This is a genomic window from Actinomadura sp. 6N118 (assembly GCF_044326415.1).
GTDB lineage: Bacteria > Actinomycetota > Actinomycetes > Streptosporangiales > Streptosporangiaceae > Spirillospora.
Map to the genome: position 1 here is coordinate 39,064 of NZ_JBIRAZ010000005.1, position 23,693 is coordinate 62,756.

18 protein-coding genes and 1 pseudogene are annotated in these 23,693 nt (G+C 68.5%); 15 read left to right on the forward strand and 4 right to left on the reverse strand.

Going from position 1 to position 23,693, the window contains the following annotated elements:
• Positions 1-2: 2 nt before the first annotated feature.
• The 11 genes from ACH34W_RS13755 (at position 3) to ACH34W_RS13805 (ending at position 14,041) form a co-directional block, all read left to right on the forward strand.
• A complete protein-coding gene (locus ACH34W_RS13755; protein WP_395961229.1) occupies positions 3-1,256 on the forward strand; it encodes a sulfotransferase family protein in 1,254 nt (417 codons plus the stop codon).
• A gap of 3 nt (positions 1,257-1,259) precedes the next feature.
• The gene (locus ACH34W_RS13760) at positions 1,260-1,451 is read left to right on the forward strand and encodes a hypothetical protein (RefSeq protein WP_395961230.1); all 192 of its coding nucleotides are present in this window, start codon (positions 1,260-1,262) and stop codon (positions 1,449-1,451) included.
• A complete protein-coding gene (cysD, locus tag ACH34W_RS13765; protein WP_395961231.1) occupies positions 1,391-2,350 on the forward strand; it encodes a sulfate adenylyltransferase subunit CysD in 960 nt (319 codons plus the stop codon). Before ACH34W_RS13760 ends, cysD begins: the two co-directional genes overlap by 61 nt.
• Positions 2,350-4,254 (forward strand): sulfate adenylyltransferase subunit CysN, encoded by a 1,905-nt coding sequence (cysN, locus tag ACH34W_RS13770; protein WP_395961232.1) that lies wholly within the window; start codon positions 2,350-2,352, stop codon positions 4,252-4,254. Before cysD ends, cysN begins: the two co-directional genes overlap by 1 nt.
• Positions 4,255-4,370: 116 nt before the next feature.
• The gene (locus ACH34W_RS13775) at positions 4,371-5,456 is read left to right on the forward strand and encodes an alcohol dehydrogenase catalytic domain-containing protein (RefSeq protein ID WP_395961233.1); all 1,086 of its coding nucleotides are present in this window, start codon (positions 4,371-4,373) and stop codon (positions 5,454-5,456) included.
• Between the two features lie 150 nt (positions 5,457-5,606).
• The gene (locus ACH34W_RS13780; RefSeq protein WP_395961234.1) at positions 5,607-7,097 is read left to right on the forward strand and encodes an FAD-dependent oxidoreductase; all 1,491 of its coding nucleotides are present in this window, start codon (positions 5,607-5,609) and stop codon (positions 7,095-7,097) included.
• A gap of 79 nt (positions 7,098-7,176) precedes the next feature.
• Complete coding sequence (locus tag ACH34W_RS13785; protein WP_395961235.1) at positions 7,177-8,040, forward strand: alpha/beta fold hydrolase; 864 nt, start codon at positions 7,177-7,179, stop codon at positions 8,038-8,040.
• 10 nt (positions 8,041-8,050) lie between these two features.
• Complete coding sequence (locus ACH34W_RS13790) at positions 8,051-9,235, forward strand: acyl-CoA dehydrogenase family protein (protein ID WP_395961236.1); 1,185 nt, start codon at positions 8,051-8,053, stop codon at positions 9,233-9,235.
• A gap of 25 nt (positions 9,236-9,260) precedes the next feature.
• Complete coding sequence (locus ACH34W_RS13795) at positions 9,261-10,175, forward strand: VOC family protein (protein ID WP_395961237.1); 915 nt, start codon at positions 9,261-9,263, stop codon at positions 10,173-10,175.
• Between the two features lie 10 nt (positions 10,176-10,185).
• Positions 10,186-10,977: a 2-keto-4-pentenoate hydratase gene (locus tag ACH34W_RS13800; RefSeq protein WP_395961238.1), complete on the forward strand. Its 792-nt coding sequence runs from the start codon at positions 10,186-10,188 to the stop codon at positions 10,975-10,977.
• 109 nt (positions 10,978-11,086) lie between these two features.
• The gene (locus ACH34W_RS13805; protein WP_395961239.1) at positions 11,087-14,041 is read left to right on the forward strand and encodes a glycoside hydrolase family 2 TIM barrel-domain containing protein; all 2,955 of its coding nucleotides are present in this window, start codon (positions 11,087-11,089) and stop codon (positions 14,039-14,041) included.
• Between the two features lie 616 nt (positions 14,042-14,657).
• On the opposite strand, the gene ACH34W_RS13810 is transcribed toward ACH34W_RS13805, so the two are convergent.
• The 4 genes and pseudogenes from ACH34W_RS13810 to ACH34W_RS13825 all read right to left on the reverse strand — a co-directional run bounded on the left by ACH34W_RS13810 (position 14,658) and on the right by ACH34W_RS13825 (position 19,412).
• Positions 14,658-16,229, reverse strand: coding sequence for an FAD-dependent oxidoreductase (locus ACH34W_RS13810; protein WP_395961240.1), 1,572 nt, complete (start codon positions 16,227-16,229; stop codon positions 14,658-14,660).
• 59 nt (positions 16,230-16,288) lie between these two features.
• On the reverse strand, positions 16,289-17,440 hold the full coding sequence (locus tag ACH34W_RS13815) for an acetyl-CoA C-acetyltransferase (RefSeq protein WP_395961241.1): 1,152 nt from the start codon (positions 17,438-17,440) through the stop codon (positions 16,289-16,291).
• A 15-nt stretch (positions 17,441-17,455) separates the two neighbouring features.
• A pseudogene (locus tag ACH34W_RS13820) lies at positions 17,456-18,234 on the reverse strand (SDR family oxidoreductase).
• Positions 18,231-19,412: an acyl-CoA dehydrogenase family protein gene (locus ACH34W_RS13825; protein ID WP_395961242.1), complete on the reverse strand. Its 1,182-nt coding sequence runs from the start codon at positions 19,410-19,412 to the stop codon at positions 18,231-18,233. Before ACH34W_RS13825 ends, ACH34W_RS13820 begins: the two are co-directional and overlap by 4 nt.
• 101 nt (positions 19,413-19,513) lie before the next feature.
• Here ACH34W_RS13825 and ACH34W_RS13830 point away from each other — a divergent pair, with 101 nt between their 5' ends.
• The 4 genes from ACH34W_RS13830 to ACH34W_RS13845 are packed head-to-tail and all read left to right on the forward strand — an operon-like array spanning position 19,514 to position 23,678.
• Positions 19,514-20,404, forward strand: a complete 891-nt coding sequence (locus ACH34W_RS13830) for an enoyl-CoA hydratase (protein ID WP_395961243.1) — start codon at positions 19,514-19,516, stop codon at positions 20,402-20,404.
• Positions 20,401-21,543, forward strand: coding sequence for an acyl-CoA dehydrogenase family protein (locus ACH34W_RS13835; protein ID WP_395961244.1), 1,143 nt, complete (start codon positions 20,401-20,403; stop codon positions 21,541-21,543). Before ACH34W_RS13830 ends, ACH34W_RS13835 begins: the two co-directional genes overlap by 4 nt.
• Positions 21,543-22,556 (forward strand): acyl-CoA dehydrogenase family protein, encoded by a 1,014-nt coding sequence (locus ACH34W_RS13840; RefSeq protein WP_395961245.1) that lies wholly within the window; start codon positions 21,543-21,545, stop codon positions 22,554-22,556. The genes ACH34W_RS13835 and ACH34W_RS13840 overlap by 1 nt, the downstream gene beginning before the upstream one ends.
• A complete protein-coding gene (locus ACH34W_RS13845; protein ID WP_395961246.1) occupies positions 22,557-23,678 on the forward strand; it encodes an acyl-CoA dehydrogenase family protein in 1,122 nt (373 codons plus the stop codon).
• Positions 23,679-23,693 lie beyond the last annotated feature (15 nt).

Here is a 23,693-nt window from a genome sequence, read left to right on the forward strand (position 1 = left end):
CCATGACCAACAAGATCCGTATCGACGACCTTGCGAAGCCCCGGCTGACGCCCGCCCAGCAGGCCGCGCTCGCCTACGGCGAGTCGCAGTCGGTTGACCTCAGCATGGACGCCGTCTTGGCAGCGGCGGTCCGGGCCAGCCAACTGGACGATTTCGGGCCTGATGACTTCCGCGAGCGCCTGAACCTGTGGCTGTCGGAGATGGACAACGACGACGAGCGCACGGGACTGGGCCGACTATCGATGTTCGGCGACTGCGTTACCCACGCGGTGAACCGCCTGCGCATCCAGGACCTGCTCAAACGGCATCCCGAGATCCGCGACGTGCCGATCGAACGGCCCGTCATCGTGGTCGGCCTCCCCCGGTCGGGCACCACTCACCTCGTCAATCTGATCGCGGCCGACGAGCGCTTCCGCTCCATGCCGTTGTGGGAGAGCCGCGAGCCGGTGCCCGACCTGCGGGAAACCGTTCCGCCCGACGGTGTGGACCCCCGATGGGAGCGGTGCAACCAGGCCTGGGAGGCTGCGCGGCGCACGCTCCCCCTCCTGGCCTCCATGCATCCGATGGACCCCGACCATGTGCACGAGGAGCTAGCCCTGGAGTTGCCCGACTTCTCCAGCTACCACATCGAGTGGGCCGCCCGCTGCCCCGGTTGGCGGGACTACTACCTCTCCCACGACCAGACCCCGCACTACGCGTACCTGCGGACGGTGCTGCAGATCCTGCAATGGCAACGCCCGCGAGAACGCTGGGTGCTGAAGTCGCCGCAGCATCTGGAGCAGCTCGGGCCGCTGATGACCACGTTCCCGGACGCCACCGTCGTCGTGACCCACCGGGACCCGGTCTCGGTCATCCAGTCGACCGCCACGATGATGACCTACAGTGCGCGGCTGCACTACCGGCACACTCGTCCCGACTGGTACGTCGAGTACTGGGCCGACCGGATCCGCCGCCTGCTCGACAGCGCTGTCCGCGACCGCGATCTGCTGCCCGTGGACCGTACGGTCGACGTGCCCTTCCACGACTTCATGGCCGACGAGATGGGCACGGTCGAGCGGATCTACGACGCCGCCGGTCTGGAGCTCACACCCAAGGCCAGAGCTCAGGTCGTCACCTACCGCGACGATCACCCGCGCGGGCGGGACGGTCAAGTCGTCTACGACCTGCGTGCCGACTTCGCGGTCGGTCCCAAGGAGGTGCGTGCGCCGTTCCGCTCCTACATCGAACGGTTCGGCGTCCGTGAGGAGGTCCGGTGACCGGTGGGCAGCGGGTCGAGCACCCGCCGCGGCACCACCGCTCTCGACTGTGGCGGAACACTCCTCCTCGCCGCGCAGCGAGGAGAGCTTGAGGGTGCCGCCCTCAAGACGGCGGGCGACCGCGCCTCCCATGAGTGGCTGATGGCGGAGTTCGCGGCGGACACAATCATCGATCTCGGACTGGAGCAACCGTGAAGCCTCTGACACATCTCCAGCGGCTCGAAGCCGAGAGCATCCACATCATGCGGGAGGCCGTCGCCGAGAGCGAGCGCCCGGTGATGCTGTATTCGGTCGGGAAGGACAGCGCGGTCATGCTGCGCCTGGCCATGAAGGCCTTTTACCCGTCCAAGCCGCCGTTCCCACTGCTGCACGTCGACACAACGTGGAAGTTCCGCGAGATGTACGCGTTCCGGGACCGGACTGCTCACGAGCTCGGCCTCGACCTGATCGTGCACCAGAACCCCGAGTGCGTACGGCTGGACATCAACCCGTTCGAGCACGGTTCGGCGACGCACACCGACATGTGGAAGACCGAGGGCCTCAAACAGGCGCTCGACCAGCACGGCTTCAACCTCGCGTTCGGCGGGGCCCGCCGTGACGAGGAGAAGTCGCGAGCCAAGGAGAGGGTGTTCTCCATCCGTTCGCCGCAGCACCGGTGGGACCCGAAGCGGCAGCGACCCGAACTGTGGCGCGCCTACAACGCGCGGACCAGCCCCGGCGAGACCGTACGGGTGTTCCCGCTGTCGAACTGGACCGAGCTCGACGTGTGGCAATACATCAACATCGAGCAGATCCCGATCGTCCCCCTGTACTTCGCCGCTCCCCGGCCGGTCGTGCAGCGCAACGGGATGCTGGTCATGGTCGATGACGACCGGATGCCCCTCGAACCGGGCGAGACGCCGACGAAGCAGAGCGTGCGGTTCCGGACGCTCGGATGCTACCCGCTGACCGGGGCCGTCGAGTCCACCGCGGACACGCTGCTCGACATCATCCGGGAGATGTTGCTGACCACCACGTCGGAGCGTCAGGGCAGGGCCATCGATCACGACTCCAGCGCTTCGATGGAGAAGAAGAAGCAGGAAGGTTACTTCTGATGGCCCATGCCGACAGCCGCATAGCCTCCGACATCGAGTCCTATCTCACCGCCCAGCAGGAAAAGTCACTACTGCGGTTCATCACCTGCGGCAGCGTCGACGACGGCAAGAGCACGCTCATCGGCCGGTTCCTGTACGAGTCCAAGCTGGTCTTCGAGGACCAGCTCGCAGCGCTGGAAAGCGACTCGAAGAAGGACGGCACGCAGGGCGACGACCTCGACCTCGCGCTGCTCGTCGACGGGTTGGCGGCCGAACGCGAGCAGGGCATCACCATCGACGTCGCCTACCGGTACTTCTCCACCGAACGACGCAAGTTCGTCGTCGCCGACACGCCGGGCCACGAGCAGTACACCCGCAACATGGTCACGGGTGCATCGACCGCCGACCTCGCCGTCATCCTGATCGACGCCCGCAAGGGACTGCTCACCCAGACGCGCCGCCATAGCTACCTCGTCTCGCTGCTGGGCATCCGCCACATCGTGCTGGCCGTCAACAAGCTGGACCTCGTCGACTACTCGCGCGAGGTCTTCGAACGGATCGACGCCGAGTACCGGACCTTCGCCGCCGAACTCGGCCTGTCCGACGTCGTCAGCATCCCGTTGTCGGCACTCCGGGGCGACAACATCACGCAGTCCAGCCCGAACACCCCGTGGTATTCGGGCCCGACCCTCGTCGAGCATCTGGAGACCGTCGACATCGACGACGACCGGGCAGGCGAGCCGTTCCGGCTGATAGTGCAGTGGGTGAACCGCCCCCATCCCGACTTCCGCGGCTTCTCCGGACTCATCCCGAGCGGTGTGATCCGTCCCGGCGACCGAGTGCGCATCCTGCCCTCCGGCGCGGAGAGCTCCGTGGCACGGATCGTCACCTACGACGGCGACCTGCCGGAGGCGACCGCAGGCCAGTCCGTCACACTTGTCCTCACTGACGAGGTCGACGTCAGCCGGGGCGACATCATCGCTGCGGCGGACACACCGCCTGCCATCGCCGACCAGTTCGAGGCGCACATCGTATGGATGAGCGAGGACGAGCTGCTGCCCGGGCGACGCTACCTCGCCAAGATCGGCGCAAGGACCGTCGGGATGGCCGCCGATCATCCCAAGTACCAGGTGAACGTCAACACGTTGGAGCACACGGCAGCCAGGACGCTGGGCCTCAACCAGATCGGCGTGTGCACGGTCCACTTCGACCAGATGACACCGTTCGACTCCTACCAGGACAACCGGGACCTGGGCGGATTCGTCATCATCGACCGCCTGACCAACGCCACAGTGGGCGTCGGACTGCTGCACTTCGCCCTGCGGCGGGCCGACAACGTCCACTGGCAGACGCTTGAGGTCGACAAGGCCGCCCGCGCCACCCTGAAGCAACAAAGGCCGGCGGTGGTGTGGTTCACCGGGCTGTCCGGCGCGGGAAAGTCGACCATCGCCAACGAGGTGGAGCGCAGGCTGCACGCGCTCGGGCACCACACCTATCTGCTCGACGGAGACAACCTACGGCACGGTCTGAACCGCGACCTTGGCTTCACCCCGGCCGACCGCGTCGAGAACGTCCGGCGCAGCGCCGAGGTCGCCGCCCTCATGGCGGACTCCGGCCTCATCACGTTGGTCTCCCTGATCTCCCCGTACCGGGAGGAACGCCGCATGGCTCGGGACCTGGTCGAGGACGGAGAGTTCGTCGAGGTCTTCGTCGACACCCCGCTGGAAGTCGCCGAGGCCCGGGACCCCAAGGGCCTTTACGCCAAGGCCCGGCGTGGCGACCTGCCGAACTTCACCGGGATCGATTCTCCCTACGAGCCTCCGGAGGAGCCTGAACTCCATATCCGCACGAGCGAGACCACCACCGAGCAGGCGGTGGAGCGGATCGTCGCGTACTTGCTGAATCGGCCCGCATGGCCTCGCTGACAACCTCCAGCCAGAAGCCCGCCCGCCTCCTCGCGGACCAGTGCTCACCTGCCGACCGGCTACCAGCCCAGGAGTCTGCCCGATGGCTCACTCCCAGAACTGAATGAGGAACGCAGATGCAGGCGTATCGGCTCTTCGGACAGCACGACCTCCGGCTACGGGACGAGCCCGACCCTGACCTGAAGGCCGGCGAGGTCCGCCTGCGGATGGCCTATGTCGGCGTATGCGGCACTGACCTGCACTACTACTTCGCCGAGGACGACGCTCTGCCGGACCGCCCCCGACACATCGGGCATGAGCTGTCGGCGACCGTCGCCGAGGTGGCTCCGGACGTCACCTCGGTCTCGGTGGGCGACCGTGTCGCCGTGTTCCCGCTGATCTCGTGCGGCGAGTGCGGCGAGTGCCGCGACGGCCATCCGATCTCGTGCGAGCGGGTCGACCGCTCGGTCTCGACGGTGGGGTGCGGCGGCCCGATCGGCGGCCTGGCCGAGCACACTGTTATCCCCGCCGACCTGGCGGTGAGGCTGCCCGACAACGTAAGCCTGCTGCAGGGTGCGCTGATCGAACCCCTCTCCGTCGCAGCCACCGCGGTCCTCCGGGCGAACACGAAAAAGGACGGCGTGGCGGTCGTCACAGGCGCCGGGCTCATCGGAATCGGCTGTGCGCTGGCCCTCCGGGCAACCGGGGTGGCGAAAGTCGTCGTTGTCGAACTCTCTGAGGAACGCCGGAAGAATCTGGCCGAGATCGAGGGCCTGACGGTTCTCGACCCGGCGAACGACGACGTTTACGGCATCGTCCGCTCGATGAGCGGCGGTTCCGGCGCTGACGTGGTCTTCGAGTGCGCAGGTGCGGCGAAGGCCCTGGACGTCGCGTTCTCGGTCACCCGCAAGCGCGGCCGCATCGTCATCATCGGACTGCACGAACGGCCGTACTCGATGAACGCAGTTCTCGTCCTGGCCAAGGAGCTGACCATCCAGGGACACAGCGGTGAGTCCCGTGAGGCGTTCGAGTCGGTCATCGACTGGCTGGACCGGGGACTGCTCCCCGTCGACCAGTGGGTGACCCTCGTCGGCTATGACCGGATCGTCGAGGACGCGCTCGAGCCGTCCCGCCGGGGGCATCTCATCAAGGCGGTGATCGAAGTACCGCGACCGACCGCGGCGGAGTTCGGGTCCGCAGACGGCTCCGTCCCATTGGTCTAGTTCGCCGGTCAGGGCTTCACGATCGCACGGGCGTTCCTGGCCGAATCGAGCCCACCGGATCTGACTCCCGGTCAGCGGGAAAGCCGCTGATCACAGGGGTGGCGCCTTCCTACGATGGCGACGGAACTCACCCGGAGAAGGGACGGATCGATGGCCTACGAGCGCGGGGACACTCCGCCGACAGGTGACGCCGCCGTCGAGCCGGTCCCCCTGGCCTCGGTGGGGTCCTTCGACCACGAGGCGGACGTCATCATCGTCGGGTTCGGATGCGCGGGAGCGGCCGCGGCCTTCGAAGCCGCGTCGGCGGGGACCGACGTGCTGGTGCTCGAGCGGTTCTCGGGCGCCGGTGGGTCGTCAGCGCAGTCCGGCGGCGAAATCTATCTCGGCGGCGGCACCAGTGTGCAAAAAGCCTGCGGCTTCACTGATACGCCCGAGGACATGTACGCCTACCTCGAGGCCGCGCTGGGGCCGCATGCCGACACGGAAAAACTGCGGCTCTACTGCGAAGGAAGCGTCGAACACTTCGAATGGCTCTGCGCGCGAGGGGTGCCCTTCCAAGAATCGCTGTACGCCGAACCCGCATGGATGGCGCCGACGGAGGACGGGCTGATGTGGCTCGGCGAGGACGCCTGGCCGTTCTCGACGCTCGCACGGCCGGTTCCGCGCGGACACCGACCACCCGTAGCCGGGTACGGGGGTGGTCTGCTCATGGACAAGCTCGTCGGTGCGGCGACGGAAGCCGGAGCCCGATGCCACACCGACACCCGGGCTGCGGCGCTTGTCGTCGACGAGTCGGGACGCGTCGCCGGAGTTGTGGCCCGGCGATTCGGTGAGACGGTCCGGTATCTGGCCCGCAAAGCCGTCGTGCTGACCACCGGGGGCTTCGTCGACAACGAGCGGATGCTCGCCGACCACGCTCCGGTGCTCCTCGGGCACGGCAAGGTCAGCGACGGTGGCGATGATGGCAGGGGAATCCTCATGGCGACGGCGGTGGGGGCGGCCACGCGCCGGATGGCGAGCGTCGAGGCGGCCCTGACGGTGAATCCGGCCATGGCGTGCCGGGGCATCCTCGTCAATGCCCTCGGACAGCGTTTCACCAGCGAGGACGGGTATCCGGGGAGGTTCAGCCACGCGGCCCTCGGCCAGCCCGCCCCCTGGTGGCTGATCCTCGACGAGGAGGGCTTCTCTGCGGCTTCCGTGGGCGCACCGCCAGACCATGTGGCGGAAACGCTGGCCGAACTGGAGCAGGACCTCGGAATGCCGCCGGGCGTGTTGGAGATCAGCGTCCATTTCTACAACCGGCATGCCGCTCGCGGTGAGGATCCGCTCTTTCATAAGGATCCGAAGTGGCTGCGTGAGCTCAAGGCGCCGTTCGCCGCGGTCGATCCGCGGGTCGCGGCCAGGTTCGTGGAGAACCGGCGCGAGGCGACCGGGATCTCCGGATTCACCCTCGGCGGGCTTCACACGACGGTCGACGGGCGAGTCCTGCACGTCTCGGGACGGCCGATTGCAGGCTTGTACGCGGCGGGGCGTGCCTCCTCCGGCATCCACGGGGACGGCTATGTCAGCGGTACGTCACTCGGGGACGGTACGTTCTTCGGCCGGCGCGCCGGGCGGTCCGCCGCCGGGTCCTCCCACTGATCGGGACAGCCGGCGCAGCCCGCGACAGGCGCGGACTACCGTCGCGGCAAGCCCTCCGAATTTCCCGGTAAGGACACCAATGACGGAGTTGACCCACGCGTCGACCCTGCGGGAACTCACCACCGACGACGGCATCCTGCGCTACCACGAGGCGGGCGAAGGCCCGCCTCTTCTGCTGCTGCACGGCTCCGGGCCTGGCGTCACCGGCTGGCGCAACTTCCGCGGGAACCTGCCGGTGCTCGCCGAGAGGTTCCGCTGCCTGATCCTGGAACTTCCCGGGTTCGGCGTCAGCGACCCGACCGACCAGCACCCCATGATCGCCGCCGGGGCGGCCGTCACCCGCTTCCTGAACGGCCTCGGCCTCCCCCAAGTCGATGTCATCGGCAACTCGATGGGCGGGATCGTCGGCGTCCAGGTCGCGCTCGCCCACCCCGAGCACATCAGGCGGCTGGTGACCATCGGCGGCGTCGGCAGGAGCCTGCTCAGCCCCACGCCCGGCGAGGGCATCCGGCTGCTTCAGGAGTTCACCGACCACCCCACCCGCGAAGCCCTCGTCCAGTGGCTGCACTCCATGGTGTACGACCCGGCGCTGGTCACCGAGGAGCTGATCGAGGAACGCTGGCAGCAGGCCACCGACCCCGCCACCCTCGAAAGCGCAAGGCGGATGTACGGGAAGGCCGCGTTCGCCGCCGGCACCGCCGCGGCGGCAGCGGCCGACACCCCGCCCTACTGGGCCATGCTGCACAAGCTGAAGTCCCGCACCCTGATCACTTGGGGCCGCGACGACCGGGCCAGCCCCGTCGATATGGCGCTGTTGCCCATGCGGACGATCCCCGACGTCGAGGTGCACGTTTTTCCCGACTGCGGCCACTGGGTGATGATCGAGCAGAAGGACGCTTGGGAAAGCGTCGTCCTCTCCTTCCTCGCCCGCAAGGACGGCTGAGGAGACCATGATGACCAACCACGTCCTCGACACTTTGATGGAACGGGCCGAGGAGATCCGCGCACTCGGTCCCGTCAACGAACGGCTCGGAAGGCTCGACGAGCCGGCCGTCAAGGCCCTGCGCGACTCGGGCGCGATCCGGCTGCTGCAGCCCCGGACGCACGGAGGCATGGAGGCCCACCCGCGAGAGTTCGCCGAGACCGTCATGGGGATAGCCGCGCTCGACGGGTCGACCGGCTGGATCGCTGGCATCGTGGGCGTCCACCCGTGGGAGATGGCACTGGCCTCCCCCGAGGTCCAGCGGGAGGTGTGGGGCGACGACCCTGACACCTGGATCGCCTCCCCCTACGCGCCGATGGGTGTCGCCCGGCCCGTCGATGGCGGCTACATCTTCAACGGGCGGTGGCAGTTCTCCTCCGGCACCGACCACTGCGACTGGATCTTCCTGGGCGCGCTGCTCGGCGACGCCGACGGCAAGCCCGTCCAGCCGCCGGCCGGACTCCACATGGTGCTGCCCCGGCCCGACTACGAGATCGTCGAGGGATCGTGGGATGTGGCCGGGCTCAAGGGCACCGGCAGCAAGGACATCATCGTCCGCGATGCCTTCGTTCCCGAACACCGGGCGCTTCCCTTCGCCAAGGTCATCAGCGGTGAGGCCGCCCGCGAATCCGGGCTGGACAACCCCGTCTACCACGTGCCGTTCTCGTGCATGTTCCCCCTCGGCATCACCGCCGCCGTCATCGGCATGGCCGAGGGCGCGCTCGCCCACCACCTGGCCTACCAGCGCGACCGGATTCAGATCACCGGGACCAAGGTCAGAGACGATCCATACTCCCTGTACGCCCTCAGCGAGGCGGCCGAAGAGATCGCAACCTCGCGCACCCGGTTTCTCGATAACGCCTGCCGCATGTACGACACGGTCTCGGAGGGCGGCGAGGTCACCTTCGCCGACCGGGCGGCCGGGCGCCGAGCCCAGGTGCGGGCGGCCTGGCGGGCCGTCCAGGCCATGAACGAGATCGTCCTCCGTTCCGGGGGCAATGCCATGCGCAACGACAATCCGATCCAGCGGTTCTGGCGCGATGCCCACGTCGGGCTGGCCCACGCCATCCATGTACCGGGTTCGGTCTACCACGCCTCGGCGCTCACAGACCTGGAGATCGAGCCCCCGCAGGGCCCGATGCGTTCAATGATCTGACAACTCGCCGATAGGAGGCACACCGATGTCCATCCGAGGACTCGGCTACCTGCAGGTTCAAGCGACCGACGTCGGCCGCTGGCGCGAACTGGCGATCGACGCGCTCGGCTTTGCGGAAGGCTCCGGACCCGCCTCTGAGGGTCTGTATCTGCGCATGGACGAACGCCGCCACCGCTTGGCAGTACTGCCCGGTGGCTCCGACCGGGTGCTCGCGGTCGGCTGGGAGGTCCGCGACCAGTACGCTCTGGCCTCTGTCCGGGAGGCGGTGGAGAAGGCCGGCATCGAGGTGACCGTGTTGTCCTCCGCGGAGTCCGCTGAGCGGAACGTCGAGGCGGCGGTCGCTTTCACCGACCCGGTCGGGACGCCGGTCGAGGTGTTCTTCGGCCCTGTGCTCGACCACAGTCCCCTCCGTACGGGGTTGGACCAGCAGTTCATTACCGGCCCCCAAGGCATGGGGCATGTCGTGCTTCCGACGCCGCGTCCGGAGGAGGCCGTCGCGTTCTATTGCGAAGTGCTCGGTTTCCGGCCGCGCGGCGCGATGAAGGTCGCCGAGGCGGCGGGCCACCCGGTACGAGTGCGCTTCCTCGGGATCAACGAGCGCCATCACAGCCTGGCAATCTGCCCCGCGCCACACCAAGGCGACCCGGGCCTTGTCCACCTCATGGTGGAGGTCGACACGCTCGACGCGGTCGGGCGGGCCTTGGACAACGTGAACAACCTCGGCTTCTCCTTGTCCTCCACACTCGGCCGTCATACCAACGACAAGATGATCTCGTTCTACGTCCGGGCGCCCGGCGGCTGGGACATCGAGTACGGCACCGACGGCCTGCGGGTCGACGAGCGGTACTACACGGCCGAGGAGATCACCAAGGACAGCTACTGGGGCCACGACTGGTCGGGCTCGGAACCGCTGGCGGCCTTCACCCTGCCCGAGGCGTGAACCCGGGATGATGACCCCCTCGCAAGCGACGGCCCGTGCCCACGCCTTGCACGAGGCACGGGCGACCGGCAAGCCGATCCCACCGTTCACCGACGAGGACCCCTCCCTGGGGATGGACGATGGGTACGCCATCCAGCGCGAGCTGGTCTCACTGCTCCTCGCCGACGGCGAGGAGATCATCGGCTACAAGTGCGGGGTGACCTCCGTACCGATGCAGCGCCTGCTCGGTGTGGACTCCCCTGACTATGGCCCGGTCCTCGCCTCGACGGTCTACCCCGATGCCGGGATGGTCCCGCTCGACCGATTCATCGCCCCCAAGATCGAAGCTGAGATCGTCTTCGTTCTCGGCGGTCGCCTGGAGGGGCCGGACGTCACCTACGCGCAGGCGCGCGCGGCCATCTCCGGCGTGATGGCCGGGCTGGAGATCGTCGACTCCCGGATCGAGGACTGGCGGATCAAGCTCGCTGACACCGTCGCGGATCTCGCCTCCAACGGAGCCATGGCCGTCTCCCCCACCACGGTGCCGTTCATCGATCTTCCCGATCCGCGGCTGGTCGGCATGGTGCTCACCCGCAACGGCGAACTGGTCGACACCGGGGCGGGCGCCGCCGCCCTCGGCGACCCGGTCGCCGTGGTGGCGTGGCTGGCGAACGTCCTCGGCCGCAACGGGATCGCGCTGGAACCCGGCCATCTGGTGATGACCGGGGCGCTGCACGCCGCCGTGCCGATGAAGGCCGGCGACGTGTTCGTCGCCGAGTTCGACCGCCTCGGCTCCGTCTCCCTCCACGTGACGGACGGCTGACGCCGCCATCAATGAGCAGGGCCCGAGAATGAGAGAACTCAGAACCTTGGCATCGCACCTTCCTGCCCTTGGAAACGACTCCGGGCTGCGGCCCACGGGACGACTTCCCATGCACGCCCTACGTCGCACTCCCGAAATCGACCTCGACGGGCAGTGGGACTTCCAACTCCTCGACGCCCCCGACGCGCCGATCACGGATGTGTGGAAGACCGTTGACGTGCCGAGCCTGTGGACGTTGCAGGAGGAGGGCGACCGCCCGCACTACACCAACGTCGTCATGCCCTTCGACGAGGTCCCGCCGCACATCCCCGCGCACAATCCCACCGGCGTTTACCGCCGCACGGTCGAGTTCTCGCCGACACCGGACCGGCGGATCATCCTGCACGTGGGCGCTGCCGAAGGGCTGTTGCAGGTGTACGTCAACGGCCGACCGGCCGGTGTGAGCTCAGACTCGCACCTGGCTGCCGAGTTCGATGTCACCGACCTCCTGCACGACGAGACGAACACCTTCGAACTGCGGGTCAGCAAATGGTCCGCCGCCACTTACCTGGAGGATCAAGACCAGTGGTGGCAGTCGGGGCTCAGCCGTTCGGTCTTCTTGTACTCCGTCCCGCAGATCCGGCTCGCCGACCTCGACGTGGTCGCCGATTGGGACCCGTCCACCGCGCTGGGCAGCCTGCGGGTCACCGTCGCCACTGAGGGCTTGGCCCACCTCGACGACACCGGCTGGCAGGTCCGGATCGAAACGCTTGGCGAGATCTCAGCGGCGCCCGTGGCGGCGCGGATACCACCGCAGACCCCGCCCGTGCTCCCCCAGGACCGCTCGAACCGATCTGAGCCGCTGATCCCTCCGGACACGATGGACCTGTTGAGCGAAACTGCGGCGGACATGGCTCTGCCCGCGGACAAGCGTGCGACCGGCGACGCCATCAGGAAGCACCTGAGGCCCGTACAGCGGGCCGGCACCGCGACCTTCGCACTCGACGAGCTGGACGTGCCTCCGTGGACCGCGGAGACCCCGCACCTGGAAGGCCTCCTCGTCCAATTGGTGGCTCCAACCGGGGAGGTCGTCGACGAGACGCACACCAGGGTCGGCTACCGCCGGGTGCGCATCGAGGGACGGAACCTGCTCGTCAACGGCCGGCGGATTCTGATCCAAGGGGTCAACCGCCATGACGTCGACCCGCGCACCGGGCGCGTGCTCTCCCGCGAGACGATGCTCGCCGAACTCAGCCTGCTGAAGAGATTCAACGTCAACGCCATTCGTACCGCGCACTACCCCAATGACCCGGTGTTCCTGGATCTGTGTGACGAGATCGGCTTCTACGTGGTGGACGAGGCCGACATCGAAGGGCACGCTTTTCTCACCGCACTGCCCGGGGACTCCCGGTACCTGCCCGAATTCGTCGAACGCGTCTCGCGAATGGTGCTGCGCGACCGTAACCACCCCTCGGTGATCACCTGGTCCCTCGGCAACGAGACCGGATACGGGCCCAATCACGACGCCGCCGCAGCGTGGATCCGAGCCGCCGACCCTACCCGGCCTGTGCACTACGAAGGCGCCATCACCGTCGACTGGCATGGGGGGCACGCCGCCACCGACATCGTCTGCCCGATGTACCCGTCGTTCGCGAGCATCGAGGCGTACGCGGCCGATCCTCGCGGCGACAGGCCTCTGATCATGTGCGAGTACGCGTACAGCCAGGGCAACTCGACAGGAGGTCTGGCCGACTACTGGGCACTGATCGAAACGCTTCCCGGGATTCAGGGCGGCTTCATCTGGGAGTTCAAGGATCATGCGCTCGATCCGGACGGGGATGGCACCTACCGTTACGGCGGCGACTTCGGCGAACAGCCGAACGACGGGGTGACCATGCTCAACGGTCTGGTGTTCCCCGACCTCACGCCCAAGCCCGCCTTCCTTGAGGCCCGCGGGTTGTTCAGCCCAATACGGGTCTCGGCGACCGCGGAGGAAGTCCGTTCTGGCACGTTCACCCTGCGCAACCGGCAGACCTTTTCGAGCATCAGCGGTTACACCATGGAGCTGCGAGTCGAAGCCGATGGCGGCCCCCACGACCCGGTCACCATCCCCACACCCGACCTCGCACCCGGGCAGGAGACCGCCATCGGCATCCCCGCGTCCCTGCGTGAACAACTCGCGGATGACGCAGCCCTGGCACTGACCGTCACGATCCGCACGCGGCACTCGACACTGTGGGCACAGGCCGGCACGGAGGTCGCCATCGAGCAGGTGCGCCTGCCGCGGGCGCCGAAGCCCCTCACATCGTCGCCGCGTCACGTGGCCAAGGCTCCCAGCGACGGTGTCCTCACACATCCGCTGTTGCGCCGGGCACCGAGCCTTTCGCTCTGGCGCGCCCTCACGGACAACGACAGCTCCTTCCCCCTGGACAACCGCTTCGTGCGCACCGGCTTCTTCGAGTTGACCCCCACGGACGTGCAGATGGACAAAAGGGAGGGCGCGGTCATCGTCACCACCCAGTACAAGGCCGCGTTCGGCGACGAGGTCGTGCACCGGCGGACCATTACCGCGCTCGGCGACGCCGACTGGGTTCTCCACGAGACCGTGGAGCTACCCGAGGTCGAGGAGACGCTCCGCGTGGGCATGGAATTCGAGCTAGGCGAGGAATTCGACCGCGTGCGCTGGACCGGTCTCGGGCCTTGGGAGAACTATCCCGACCGATGCGCCTCGGCCCTGCTCGGCACGTGGGAGAGCAGCATCGACGACTTGGCCGTTCCTTACATCCTTCCGCAGGAGAACGGCACGCGCGGCGCGGTGACCGCGCTGGAGCTCAGCGGGCCGACGGGCAAGGTGCGGACCCGACACGCCGCACCGCTGCACATGAACGTCAGCCGCTTTTCGATCGCCGAACTCGAGGCGGCCGCGCACTGGTGGGAATTGCCCCGTAACGCCACCACGGTCGTCCATCTGGACGTGGCGCATCGCGGAGTCGGCACCGGTGCTCTGGGCCCGGACACCCGCCCGTGGCACAGGCTCTCGGGCCATCACTACGACTGGCAATGGCGACTCACCATCGAGCGCTGAAGTCAGTCCACCCGAGAACATGGAAATGCAAGACCGCCGTCGACTTCTCGGCGCCCCATCACCTGGCGCGCGAGATCGCGGCTGACTGCCTGATCCCACTGAAGAACGACCACGGAATCCTGCCGCTGACCGCCCCGCCTCGGTCGCGGTGATCGGCGTTCGCGCGTCCCCTGCACTACCAGAGCGGCGGCAGCTCCCATGTGAACACCTCCCGAGTCGACGAGCTCCTGGCGGAGTTGCGCGCTCCTCCCCGACGCGCGGGACGCCTGGTTATGTGGCCGAAACTGCATTTCCCGCTGAGTGGGAGCGGGGGTGGTTCGGGTGTGGCGCAGGTCATAGGGTCGGCACAGGCGTTAGCGCACCGATCGCGACCACTGCTGCAGACGTGGTCGGCCCCACCCCCGTGCGGTCCTACGCGTGCCGCGGTCACTTCACGTCCTGGGCGGCATGAAGGGGCGAGCCACCTCTATCAGCAGGCCTTCAAGAACTGGTCTGGCGAGATCGACATCGAGGCCGCCTGGACCTGCGCCCCGACCGCGTCGGAGCTCTGGCCATCGGTGCCATGACGGCTCCCATCCGGAAACGACCGGATGGGAGCCGTCATCCTCCGCTGAGCTCAAGAGCGGTCCGATCCGTCTTCGAGCTGCGACAGGAGACGGCGGGCCGCTCGGTAGCCGAACACCATGCCCGAGCCGAGTGGGGTGCCGGGACCGGGATATACGCGGCCCGCGACGGATGCCGCCGTATTGCCCACAGCGAACAGGCCAGGCAGAGCGTTACCCGCGGTGTCGAGGACACGCCCGTCGCCGTCGGTCCGCACGCCTCCTTTCGTGCCCAGGTCACCGAGGACGATCTGGACGGCGTGGAACGGTGCCCGCTCTACAGGGATTAGACACGGGTTCGGTCCCTCACCAGCGCCGAAGAACCGGTCGAAGGGGTCTTCTCCGCGCTGGAAATCCTCGTCCACGCCTGAGGCGGCGAAGCCGTTGAACCTCGCGATCGTCTTGTCCAGGGCGTCGGCCGGAACGCCGATCAGCTCGGCGAGTTCCGGCAAGGTGCCCGCGCTGCGCCAGATTCCGGCTTCGCGGAAAGTGTCCGGGTCCGGAACTGGCTGGGAGATCGCCGGCAGGTTGTCGAACCGGTCATCGAAGACGAGCCAGGCGGGGACGTGTGTGATTCCGATGGCCTGCCCCTCATGCATTGCGTGGCCAAGCCGGTCGTAGGGCAGGGACTCGTTGGCGAACCGCTCGCCCGCCTCGTTGATGAGGACGCCGCCGCGCAGGCCGAGCGTGAAGGCGGCATGGCCATTAGGGAACAGGGTGGCCGGGCACCACCACGCCTCATCCATGAGGTCGATCGCGGCGCCGACCTCGAGTGCCGCGGCCAAGGCATCGCCGGTGTTGGAATCCGGCGCGGAGGACGTCCAGGACGCGCCGGGCAGCCCGTGATGGCGTTGCCGCAGCGTGTCGTCGCACTCGTAGCCTCCTGCGGCGAGGATGACCCCGCGCTCCGCCAGCAGCTGGAAGGTCTTCCCGCCCGTCTCGACGACGACACCGGCGGTCCTGCCGTCCCGGACGATCACTGACCGCATCCGCACGCCGGTGCGCAGCTCAGCGTGGCCTGTCGCATCCAGGGCGAGCAGGAGCCGCGCGACGAGGGCCTGCCCGCCGACGAGAGTCTCGCGATCCTGATCGACCCCATACTGGTCGACGCCGATCGGCGGCCGCAGTACGGCGCGCCTGTCCGCGAGCCGGGCGGCGGCCAGTGGCTCGGGGAAGATCGCCCGGCCGCCGTCGATCCGGCCGGGCGCGTCGTAGTAGTCGGGGAACGGCATGTGGGTGAAGGCTACGGACGGGTCGCGTTCGAGGAACTCCACCAACTCCGGCCCGGTCGACACATAGGCCTGCTGAAGGTGAGCGGGGGTGCGGTCGCCGACGACCGCCGTGAAGTACTCAAGTCCCTGTTCGACGGTATCGGCGATCCCAGCGCGCAGCAGCGCCGGGTTGCCGGGCAGCCAGATGGCGGCGCCGGAATAGGCGCTGGTGCCACCGACATAGGCGGTCTTCTCCAGCACGACGGTCCGCAAGCCGCCGGCAGCGGCCGTGTAGGCGGCGGTCAAGGCAGCCGCGCCCGACCCAATAACGATGACGTCCGCCGTCTCGTTAGCGTGCTCACTTGCTGTGGCCATCAGTTCTCCTCGGGTCATCTCTGGGGCAGGATCCGGACAGCGACCGGAGCTCATCGGGGTCAGAGCCGCTCGATGATCGTGACGTTGGCCTGGCCGCCGCCCTCGCACATGGTCTGGAAGCCGTAGCGACCTCCCCGGCGCTCGAGTTCGTGCAGGAGCGTCGTCATGAGCCGGGTTCCGGTCGCGCCGATGGGGTGACCGAGGGCGATGGCTCCACCATTGACGTTGACCCGGTCCAGGTCGGCGCCCGTCTCCCTGGCCCAGGCGAGGACGACGGAGGCGAAGGCTTCGTTGATCTCGAACAGGTCGAAGTCGTCGATCTCCATGCCGCTGCGCATGAGGGCGTGTTCGGTCGCGGGGATAGGGCCGGTCAACATCCAGACCGGGTCGTCGGCCAGCACCGACAGGTGGTGGATGCGCGCCCTCGGGGTGAGCCCGTACCGGTTGACAGCCTGCACGGAGGCGACGAGCAAGGCGGAGGCCGCGTCGCTGATCTGGCTGGCGACGGCAGCGGTGATGCGGCCCCCGTCGCGCAGCGGTGCTAGGGCCGCCATCTTTTCCAAGCTGGTGTCGCGGCGCGGGCACTGATCCACTGAGGTGTCCTCAAGCGGGACGATCTCGCGGTCGAACCTTCCCTCGTCGATCGCGACGAGTGCGCGGTGGTGGCTCTCCAGCGCGTAGGCCTCCATCTCCGCGCGGGTGATCCCCCACTTCTCCGCGATCATCTCAGCGGAACGGAACTGGGAGACCTCCTGGTCCCCGTAGCGGTTCTGCCAGCCCTTCGACTCGGCGAACGGGGTGGTGAATCCGAACTGCGTGCCGACGGTCATGGCGGTGGAGATGGGAATGGCGGACATGTTCTGCACCCCGCCCGCGACGACCAGATCGGCCGTGCCGGACAGCACCGCCTGCGCGGCGAAATGCACGGCCTGCTGGCTGGACCCGCACTGCCGGTCGACTGTGACACCGGGCACGTGGACCGGCAGGCCCGCCGCAAGCCACGCGGTGCGGGCGATGTCGCCGGCCTGCGAGCCGACGGTCTCGGTGCATCCGAAAATCACGTCATCTACGGCGGCGGGGTCAACGCGGCTCCTATCTATGAGCGCGGAGAGGACATGCGCGCCCAGGTCGGCGGAGTGGATGCCGGCGAGCGCGCCGCCACGCCGGCCGACGGGCGTCCTGACCGCCTCGACGATGTAGGCCTCGGCCATAGGTCTCCTTGGGGTTCAGGGGTGCTGGCTGCTCACCGAGACGACTTCGCCGGTGAGATAGGAGGAGTAGGCGCTGGACAGGAAGACGATGACGTTCGCCACCTCCCAGGGCTCGGCGGCCCGCCCGAACGCCTCGCGTGCCTGGAGGAGCTCTGGGGTGGTGACCTTCTCCAGAAAGGGATGAAGGGCCAGGCTGGGCGAGACGGCGTTGACGCGGATGCCGTGGGGGCGAGGTCCATGGCCGCGCTTCTGGTCAACGCCATCACCCCAGCTTTGGCCGCTGCGTAGTGTGCCTGCCCTTCCTGGGCCCGCCAGCCGACCACGGAGGCGTTGCTGACGATGACGCCGCCCTGGCTCCGGTCGGCCATCCTGCGGCCCGCCGCACGAACGCAGCGGAAGGTACCGGTGAGGGTGATGTCCAGGACCCGTGACCACTGCTCGTCGGTCATCTCCACAATCGAGGCGGTGCCACCGAGTCCCGCATTATTGATCATCATGTCCACGCCGCCGAACGGCTTCGCGGCGTCGAGCAACGCGCCGATCTGGGCCTCGTTGGTCATATCGCAGGGCACCGCGGCCACCCGGTCTGCGCCGAACTCCGCTCCGAGCTTCTCCATGGCCTCGGCAAGCCGCCGCCAGTGGGTGTCGCCGAGGACGACGGCGCGGGCTCCCTCCTCCAGGCAGCGCCGGACGGCCGCCGAACCGATTCCTGCCCCGGCGGCGGCGCTGATGACGACGGTCCGGTCGGCGAGCAGCCCGTGGCCGGGCACATATGCGGGCACCTTCTGGATCATGGACGTGCTTCCCGGGGCAGGCCGAGAACCCGCTCAGCGAGGATGTTGCGCTGGATCTCGTTCGAGCCGCCGTAGATGGTGTCGGCGCGGGTGTAGAGGAACAGGCGCTGCAGATCGTCCAGCTCGTAGGGTTCCGCTACGACGAGCGCGGACGCGCCGGCCACCTGCATGGCCAGCTCGCCGAGCGAGCGGTGCCATGTCGCCCACACCAGCTTGGCCACGGACGCGGCACCGATGCCACCGGTCTCACCGGGCGATCCGGCCAGGGTGCGCAGCGCGTGCAGGCGGAGCAGGTCCAAGCCCATGTGAGCGTGAGCGATACGGTCCTGGATCACCGGATCGTCGATCGCGCCGTTCCGCCGGGCCAGTGCGACGACCGCCGCGAGTTCGCGGGCGAAAGCGACCTGCTGGCCAATGGTGGAGATGCCGCGCTCGAAGCCGAGGGTGGCCATGGCGACCTTCCAGCCGTCGCCCGGCTCGCCGACGACGAGTGACGGCTCGGTGCGGGCGCCGTCGAAGAAAACCTCATTGAACTCCGACGTGCCCGTGAGCTGGGTGATCGGCCTTACCGTGACGCCATCTTGGCGCATCGGCACGAGCAGGTAGGACAGCCCGTCGTGGCGGCGGGAGCCGGGGGTCGTCCGGGCGACGACGAAGCACCAGTCGGCCTGGTGAGCCAGGGACGTCCAGATTTTCTGACCATCGATGACCCAGCCGTCGCCGTCGTTGACCGCCCGCGTGGCGACGGCGGCCAGATCCGAACCGGCGTTTGGTTCTGAATAACCCTGGCACCATAGCTCCTCCACCGCTGTGATCTTCGGCAGGAAGCGCTCACGCTGGGCATCGGTACCGAAGGCGATGAGGGTGGGCCCGAGCAGTTCCTCGCCCAGATGGTTGACCCTGGCCGGGGCGTCGGCGCGAGCGTACTCCTCGTGGAAAACGATCTGCCGGAGCAGGCTCAGGCCACGTCCACCGTGCTCAGGTGGCCAGCCGAGCGCGGTCCAGCCGTGCTCGCCCAGATGCCGGTCCCAGGCCAGCCGTTCCTCGAACGCCTCGTGCTCGCGTCCGGGACCACCCAGTCCACGCAACCCGGCGAAGTCATCGGACAGATGGGTCTCCAGCCAGTCGCGCACGTCACGGCGGAAGCTCTCGTCCTCCGCGGAGTACGTCAAATCCATGCGCTACGCTCCTACCTGGATGCCCTACCAAACAAATGTTTGGTATATGCGGCTCACGGGCGGCGCCGCAACCCCCATGTCCGCTCAGAGGGAGAAACACCATGAGCACCGAGTCAGCCGCGGCTGAAACCCTCACTCCCGCGCAGTCGGCCGAAGAGGTCGTCCTCTACGAGAAGCGCGGGCCCGTCGCCGTGGTGACGCTGAACCGGCCGCAGTACCGCAACGCGCAGAACTCCAAAGTCACCTACGCCCTTGACGCCGCCTTTGTGCGCGCCGTCGACGACAACGATGTGAAGGTCATCGTGCTCGCCGGCGCCGGCAAGCACTTCTGCGCGGGCCACGACATCGGAACGCCCGGACGCGACATCGACGAGTCGTTCGAGCGCAAGGCCGTCATCTGGTGGGACCACACCGACCGTCAGGGCGTGGACCGGCGACTTGCCCGCGAGGCCGAGGTCTACCTCGGCATGTGCCGGCGCTGGCGGGAGATCCCCAAGCCGATGATCGCCATGGTGCAGGGCGCGTGCATCGCGGGCGGGCTCATGCTCGCCTGGTCGTGCGACTTCATCGTCGCCTCCGAGGACGCGTTCTTCTGCGATCCCGTGGTCCGGATGGGCATCCCCGGAGTCGAGTTCTTCGCCCACCCCTGGGTGATGAACCCGCGCGCCGCCAAGGAGTTCCTGTACACCGGCGACCGGTTCGACGCGGAGCGCGCGCACGCCCTGGGCATGGTCAACCACGTCGTCCCACGCGCCGATCTGGAGTCGGCCACCCTGACGATGGCCGCGCGGATCGCCGACATACCCCCGTTCGGGCTGGCGCTGACCAAGAAGGCGATCAACCAGGCCGAGGACCTCCAGGGCATGCGTGCCGGGATGGATTCGGTGTTCGGGCTGCACCACGCCGCCCATGCCCACAACGCGGAGGTGAGCGCCGACTCTCTGGCCGGGATGGACGCCCGGCGCATGCGCGATGCCGGGGCGACACAGTGAATCTCGACCTCGACGAACGCGTCCGCGGCTTCCGTGACGAGGCGCGCGCCTGGCTGCGCGCGAACGTGCCGACCGAGCCACTGCCGCACATGGACACCCCCGAGGGGTTCGAGGCGCACCGGGAGTGGGAGATGACGCTCGCCGCCGACCGCTGGTCCGTGGTGTCCTGGCCGACCGCCTACCTCGGCCGGGACGCCTCGCTCCTCGAATGGGTGCTGTTCGAGGAGGAGTACTACCGCGCCGGCGCCCCGTCCCGCGTGGCGCAGAACGGCATCTCGCTCCTGGCCCCAATCCTGTTCGAGTACGGAACGCCCGAACAGCAGGAGCGCTACCTGCGGCCCATGGCCGATGGCAGCGAGATCTGGGCACAGGCCTGGTCCGAGCCGGAGGCCGGAAGCGACCTGGCATCATTGCGCGCCACCGCCGTCCGTGACGACGCCCGTGGCGGCTGGGTCCTCAACGGCCAGAAGACCTGGAGCTCGCGCGCCGCGTTCGCCCATCGCGGATTCGGGCTCTTCCGGTCCGATCCCGAGGCCGAGCGCCACCGCGGCCTCACCTACTTCCTGTTCCCCCTCCACACCCCCGGCATCACGATCAGGCCGATCACCAAACTCGACGGCCACCCCGGCTTCGCCGAGATCTTCTTCGAGGACGTCTTCGTTCCCGACGCCGATGTCCTCGGCACCCCCGGCGACGGCTGGCGGGTCGCAATGAGCACCGCGGGCAACGAGCGCGGGCTGTCGTTGCGCTCCCCCGGCCGCTTCTGCGCCGCCGCCGACCGTCTCGTCGACCTGTGGAGCGCCGTCCCGGACGCACCCGCCGCCCTCGGCGACCGCGTCGCCGATGCCTGGATCGCTGCCCAGGCCTACCGCCTGTACACCTTCGGCGCCGTCACCCGGATCGCCGAGGGCGGTGCGATCGGCGCCGACGGCAGCGCCAACAAGATCTTCTGGTCGGAGCTGGACGTCCGCCTGCACGAGACCGCACTCGACCTGCTCGGGCCGGAGGCCGAACTCCGCGAGAGCGCGTGGATGGACGGCTACCTGTTCGCGCTCTCCGGCCCCATCTACGCCGGGACGAACGAGATCCAGCGCAACATCGTGGCCGAGCGGCTGCTCGGCCTTCCCAGGGGGCGATGATGAGGTTCGCACCGACCGATGAGCAGCGGGACTTCGCCACAGCGCTCGACGATCTGCTGGCCGTGGCCGCCGTTCCGCGCATAGCGCGGCTCTGGGCCGATGGCCACCACGCGGCCGGGCTCGACCTGTGGCGCCGCCTCGCCGCCCTGGGCGTGACCGCGCTGGCCGTACCGGAGGAGCACGGCGGGCTGGGCGCCGCGCCCGCCGACCTCGTCGTCGCTTTCGAAGCTCTCGGGCGGCATCCGGTCCCCGGACCCGCGATCGAATCGGTCGCGCTGGCCCCCGTCCTGCTCGCGTCCGTCCCGGATGGACCGTCCCTTGCCGACCTCGCCGGCGGGAAAATCCTCGTGACGGTCGCCGCACCCCCGATGACGCCCCACGCGCTGGACGCCGACGTGACCGATGCGTTGCTGCTGGAGGGCACGACCCTGCGCGCCGCCACCCCCGGCGAACGGCTCCGCTCGGTAGACCGGTCGCGGCGCCTTTTCGAGCCGGTGCCCGGGCCGGTCCTCGCGCGGCTCGACCTCGACACAGTCGCCAAGGCCCTCGACACCGCCGCGCTCGCCTGCGCGGCGCAACTCCTCGGTGCCGGGGAACACGCTCTGGCAGTGACGGTGGATTACGTGAAGTCGCGACGTCAGTTCGGCCGGGTGATCGGCGAATATCAGGCGATCAAGCATCTGCTGGCCGATGTCCGGGTGGCCCTCGAATTCGCCCGGCCCCTCGTCCACGGCGCCGCCATATCACTGGGGGCAGGCAGCACGGACGCGAGGCGTGACGTCTCGGCGGCGAAGGTCGCCGCATCCGAGGCGGCCTACCGTGCTTCCCGTGCCGCCCTCCAGGCGCACGGTGCGATCGGCTACACCGAGGAGTACGACCTCAGCCTGTGGATCACCAAGATCCGCGCCCTGGTCTCCGCCTGGGGCACGCCGGCCCATCACCGCGCCGAGGTCCTGGCCGCGCTCACCACCAAGGGTCCCTCCCGCACGCCCGATCCGCTAAGGAGCGCCTGAATGTTCTTCGCGTTGAGCGACGAGCAGTCCGAGCTCGCCGCCACTGTCCGCAGCCTGCTCGAACGTCGCGCGGACAGCGCGGCAGTCCGCCGGGCCGTCGCCTCCCCCGCTGGCTATGACCCTGCCCTGTGGCAGACCCTCTGCGAGCAGATCGGCGCGGCCGCCCTCGCGGTGCCCGAGCTGTACGGCGGGGCCGGATTCACTCTCATGGAGACGCATATCGTCCTGGAGTGTCTCGGCTACGCTCTCGCCCCGTCACCGATGCTCGGTTCGGCGGTCCTCGCCACTCAGGCCCTTCTGCGCTCGGGGAACGCCAAGGTCTGCGCCAGGCTCCTTCCGGAGCTCGCCGCAGGCTCCACGACGGCCGCGCTCGCTTGGGCGACCGGCGACGGCCGCTGGCCCACCGACCGGTCCGACGTCCGTGCCGACGAGGAGCCCGACGGTCGAGCCGCGCTGACTGGCACCGCCCATCTCGTTCTCGACGGCGCCACGGCCGACACTTTGATCGTCGTGGCCGAGCGAGCTGACGGGATCGCTCTGTACAAAGTCGACCCTTCAGCTGAGGGCGTCCTGCGCGCACGGACACCGGGATTGGACCCGACCCTGCGGTTCGCCCGGCTCAACCTGCATTCGGCTCCCGCCAGACTGATCACGGCGGACGCCTCCATGCTGCTCGCCGGCCTCCACGACGTGGCCGCGGTGGCCGTGACCGCGCTCCAGCTCGGCACCGCCCGGCGCGCTCTGGACATGACGGTCCGCTACGCAGGGGAACGGGTGCAGTTCGGCCGGCCGATCGGCTCCTTCCAGGCGCTCAAGCACCGCATGGCCGACATGCACGTCGCCGTGGAGACCTCACGCACTCTGTCCTGGGCAGCGGCCTGGTCCGCCGCCACCGAGTCGCCGGACCTCTCCTCTCGCGCGTCCACCGCGAAGGCCTGGTGCTCCGACGCGCTCTCAGACGTCGCCTCCGAGACCGTCCAGCTCCACGGCGGCATAGCCATCACCTGGGAGCACGACGCCCACTTGGTCTTCAAACGAGCGCACGCCACCGCGCAGCTGTTCGGCCAGCCACACGAGCACCGCCGCCGGTACTTCACCGAGCTCGCCGGGACACCGGCCTGACCGAGCAACCCTCAG

Coding starts and splice junctions, on each gene's coding strand:
- ACH34W_RS13755 (WP_395961229.1), top strand. CDS start 3: ATGACCAACAAGATCCGTATCGACGACCTTGCGAAGCCCCGGCTGACG.
- cysN (WP_395961232.1), top strand. CDS start 2,350: ATGGCCCATGCCGACAGCCGCATAGCCTCCGACATCGAGTCCTATCTC.
- ACH34W_RS13775 (WP_395961233.1), top strand. CDS start 4,371: ATGCAGGCGTATCGGCTCTTCGGACAGCACGACCTCCGGCTACGGGAC.
- ACH34W_RS13780 (WP_395961234.1), top strand. CDS start 5,607: ATGGCCTACGAGCGCGGGGACACTCCGCCGACAGGTGACGCCGCCGTC.
- ACH34W_RS13785 (WP_395961235.1), top strand. CDS start 7,177: ATGACGGAGTTGACCCACGCGTCGACCCTGCGGGAACTCACCACCGAC.
- ACH34W_RS13790 (WP_395961236.1), top strand. CDS start 8,051: ATGACCAACCACGTCCTCGACACTTTGATGGAACGGGCCGAGGAGATC.
- ACH34W_RS13795 (WP_395961237.1), top strand. CDS start 9,261: ATGTCCATCCGAGGACTCGGCTACCTGCAGGTTCAAGCGACCGACGTC.
- ACH34W_RS13800 (WP_395961238.1), top strand. CDS start 10,186: ATGACCCCCTCGCAAGCGACGGCCCGTGCCCACGCCTTGCACGAGGCA.
- ACH34W_RS13805 (WP_395961239.1), top strand. CDS start 11,087: ATGCACGCCCTACGTCGCACTCCCGAAATCGACCTCGACGGGCAGTGG.
- ACH34W_RS13810 (WP_395961240.1), bottom strand. CDS start 16,229: ATGGCCACAGCAAGTGAGCACGCTAACGAGACGGCGGACGTCATCGTT.
- ACH34W_RS13815 (WP_395961241.1), bottom strand. CDS start 17,440: ATGGCCGAGGCCTACATCGTCGAGGCGGTCAGGACGCCCGTCGGCCGG.
- ACH34W_RS13825 (WP_395961242.1), bottom strand. CDS start 19,412: ATGGATTTGACGTACTCCGCGGAGGACGAGAGCTTCCGCCGTGACGTG.
- ACH34W_RS13830 (WP_395961243.1), top strand. CDS start 19,514: ATGAGCACCGAGTCAGCCGCGGCTGAAACCCTCACTCCCGCGCAGTCG.
- ACH34W_RS13840 (WP_395961245.1), top strand. CDS start 21,543: ATGAGGTTCGCACCGACCGATGAGCAGCGGGACTTCGCCACAGCGCTC.
- ACH34W_RS13845 (WP_395961246.1), top strand. CDS start 22,557: ATGTTCTTCGCGTTGAGCGACGAGCAGTCCGAGCTCGCCGCCACTGTC.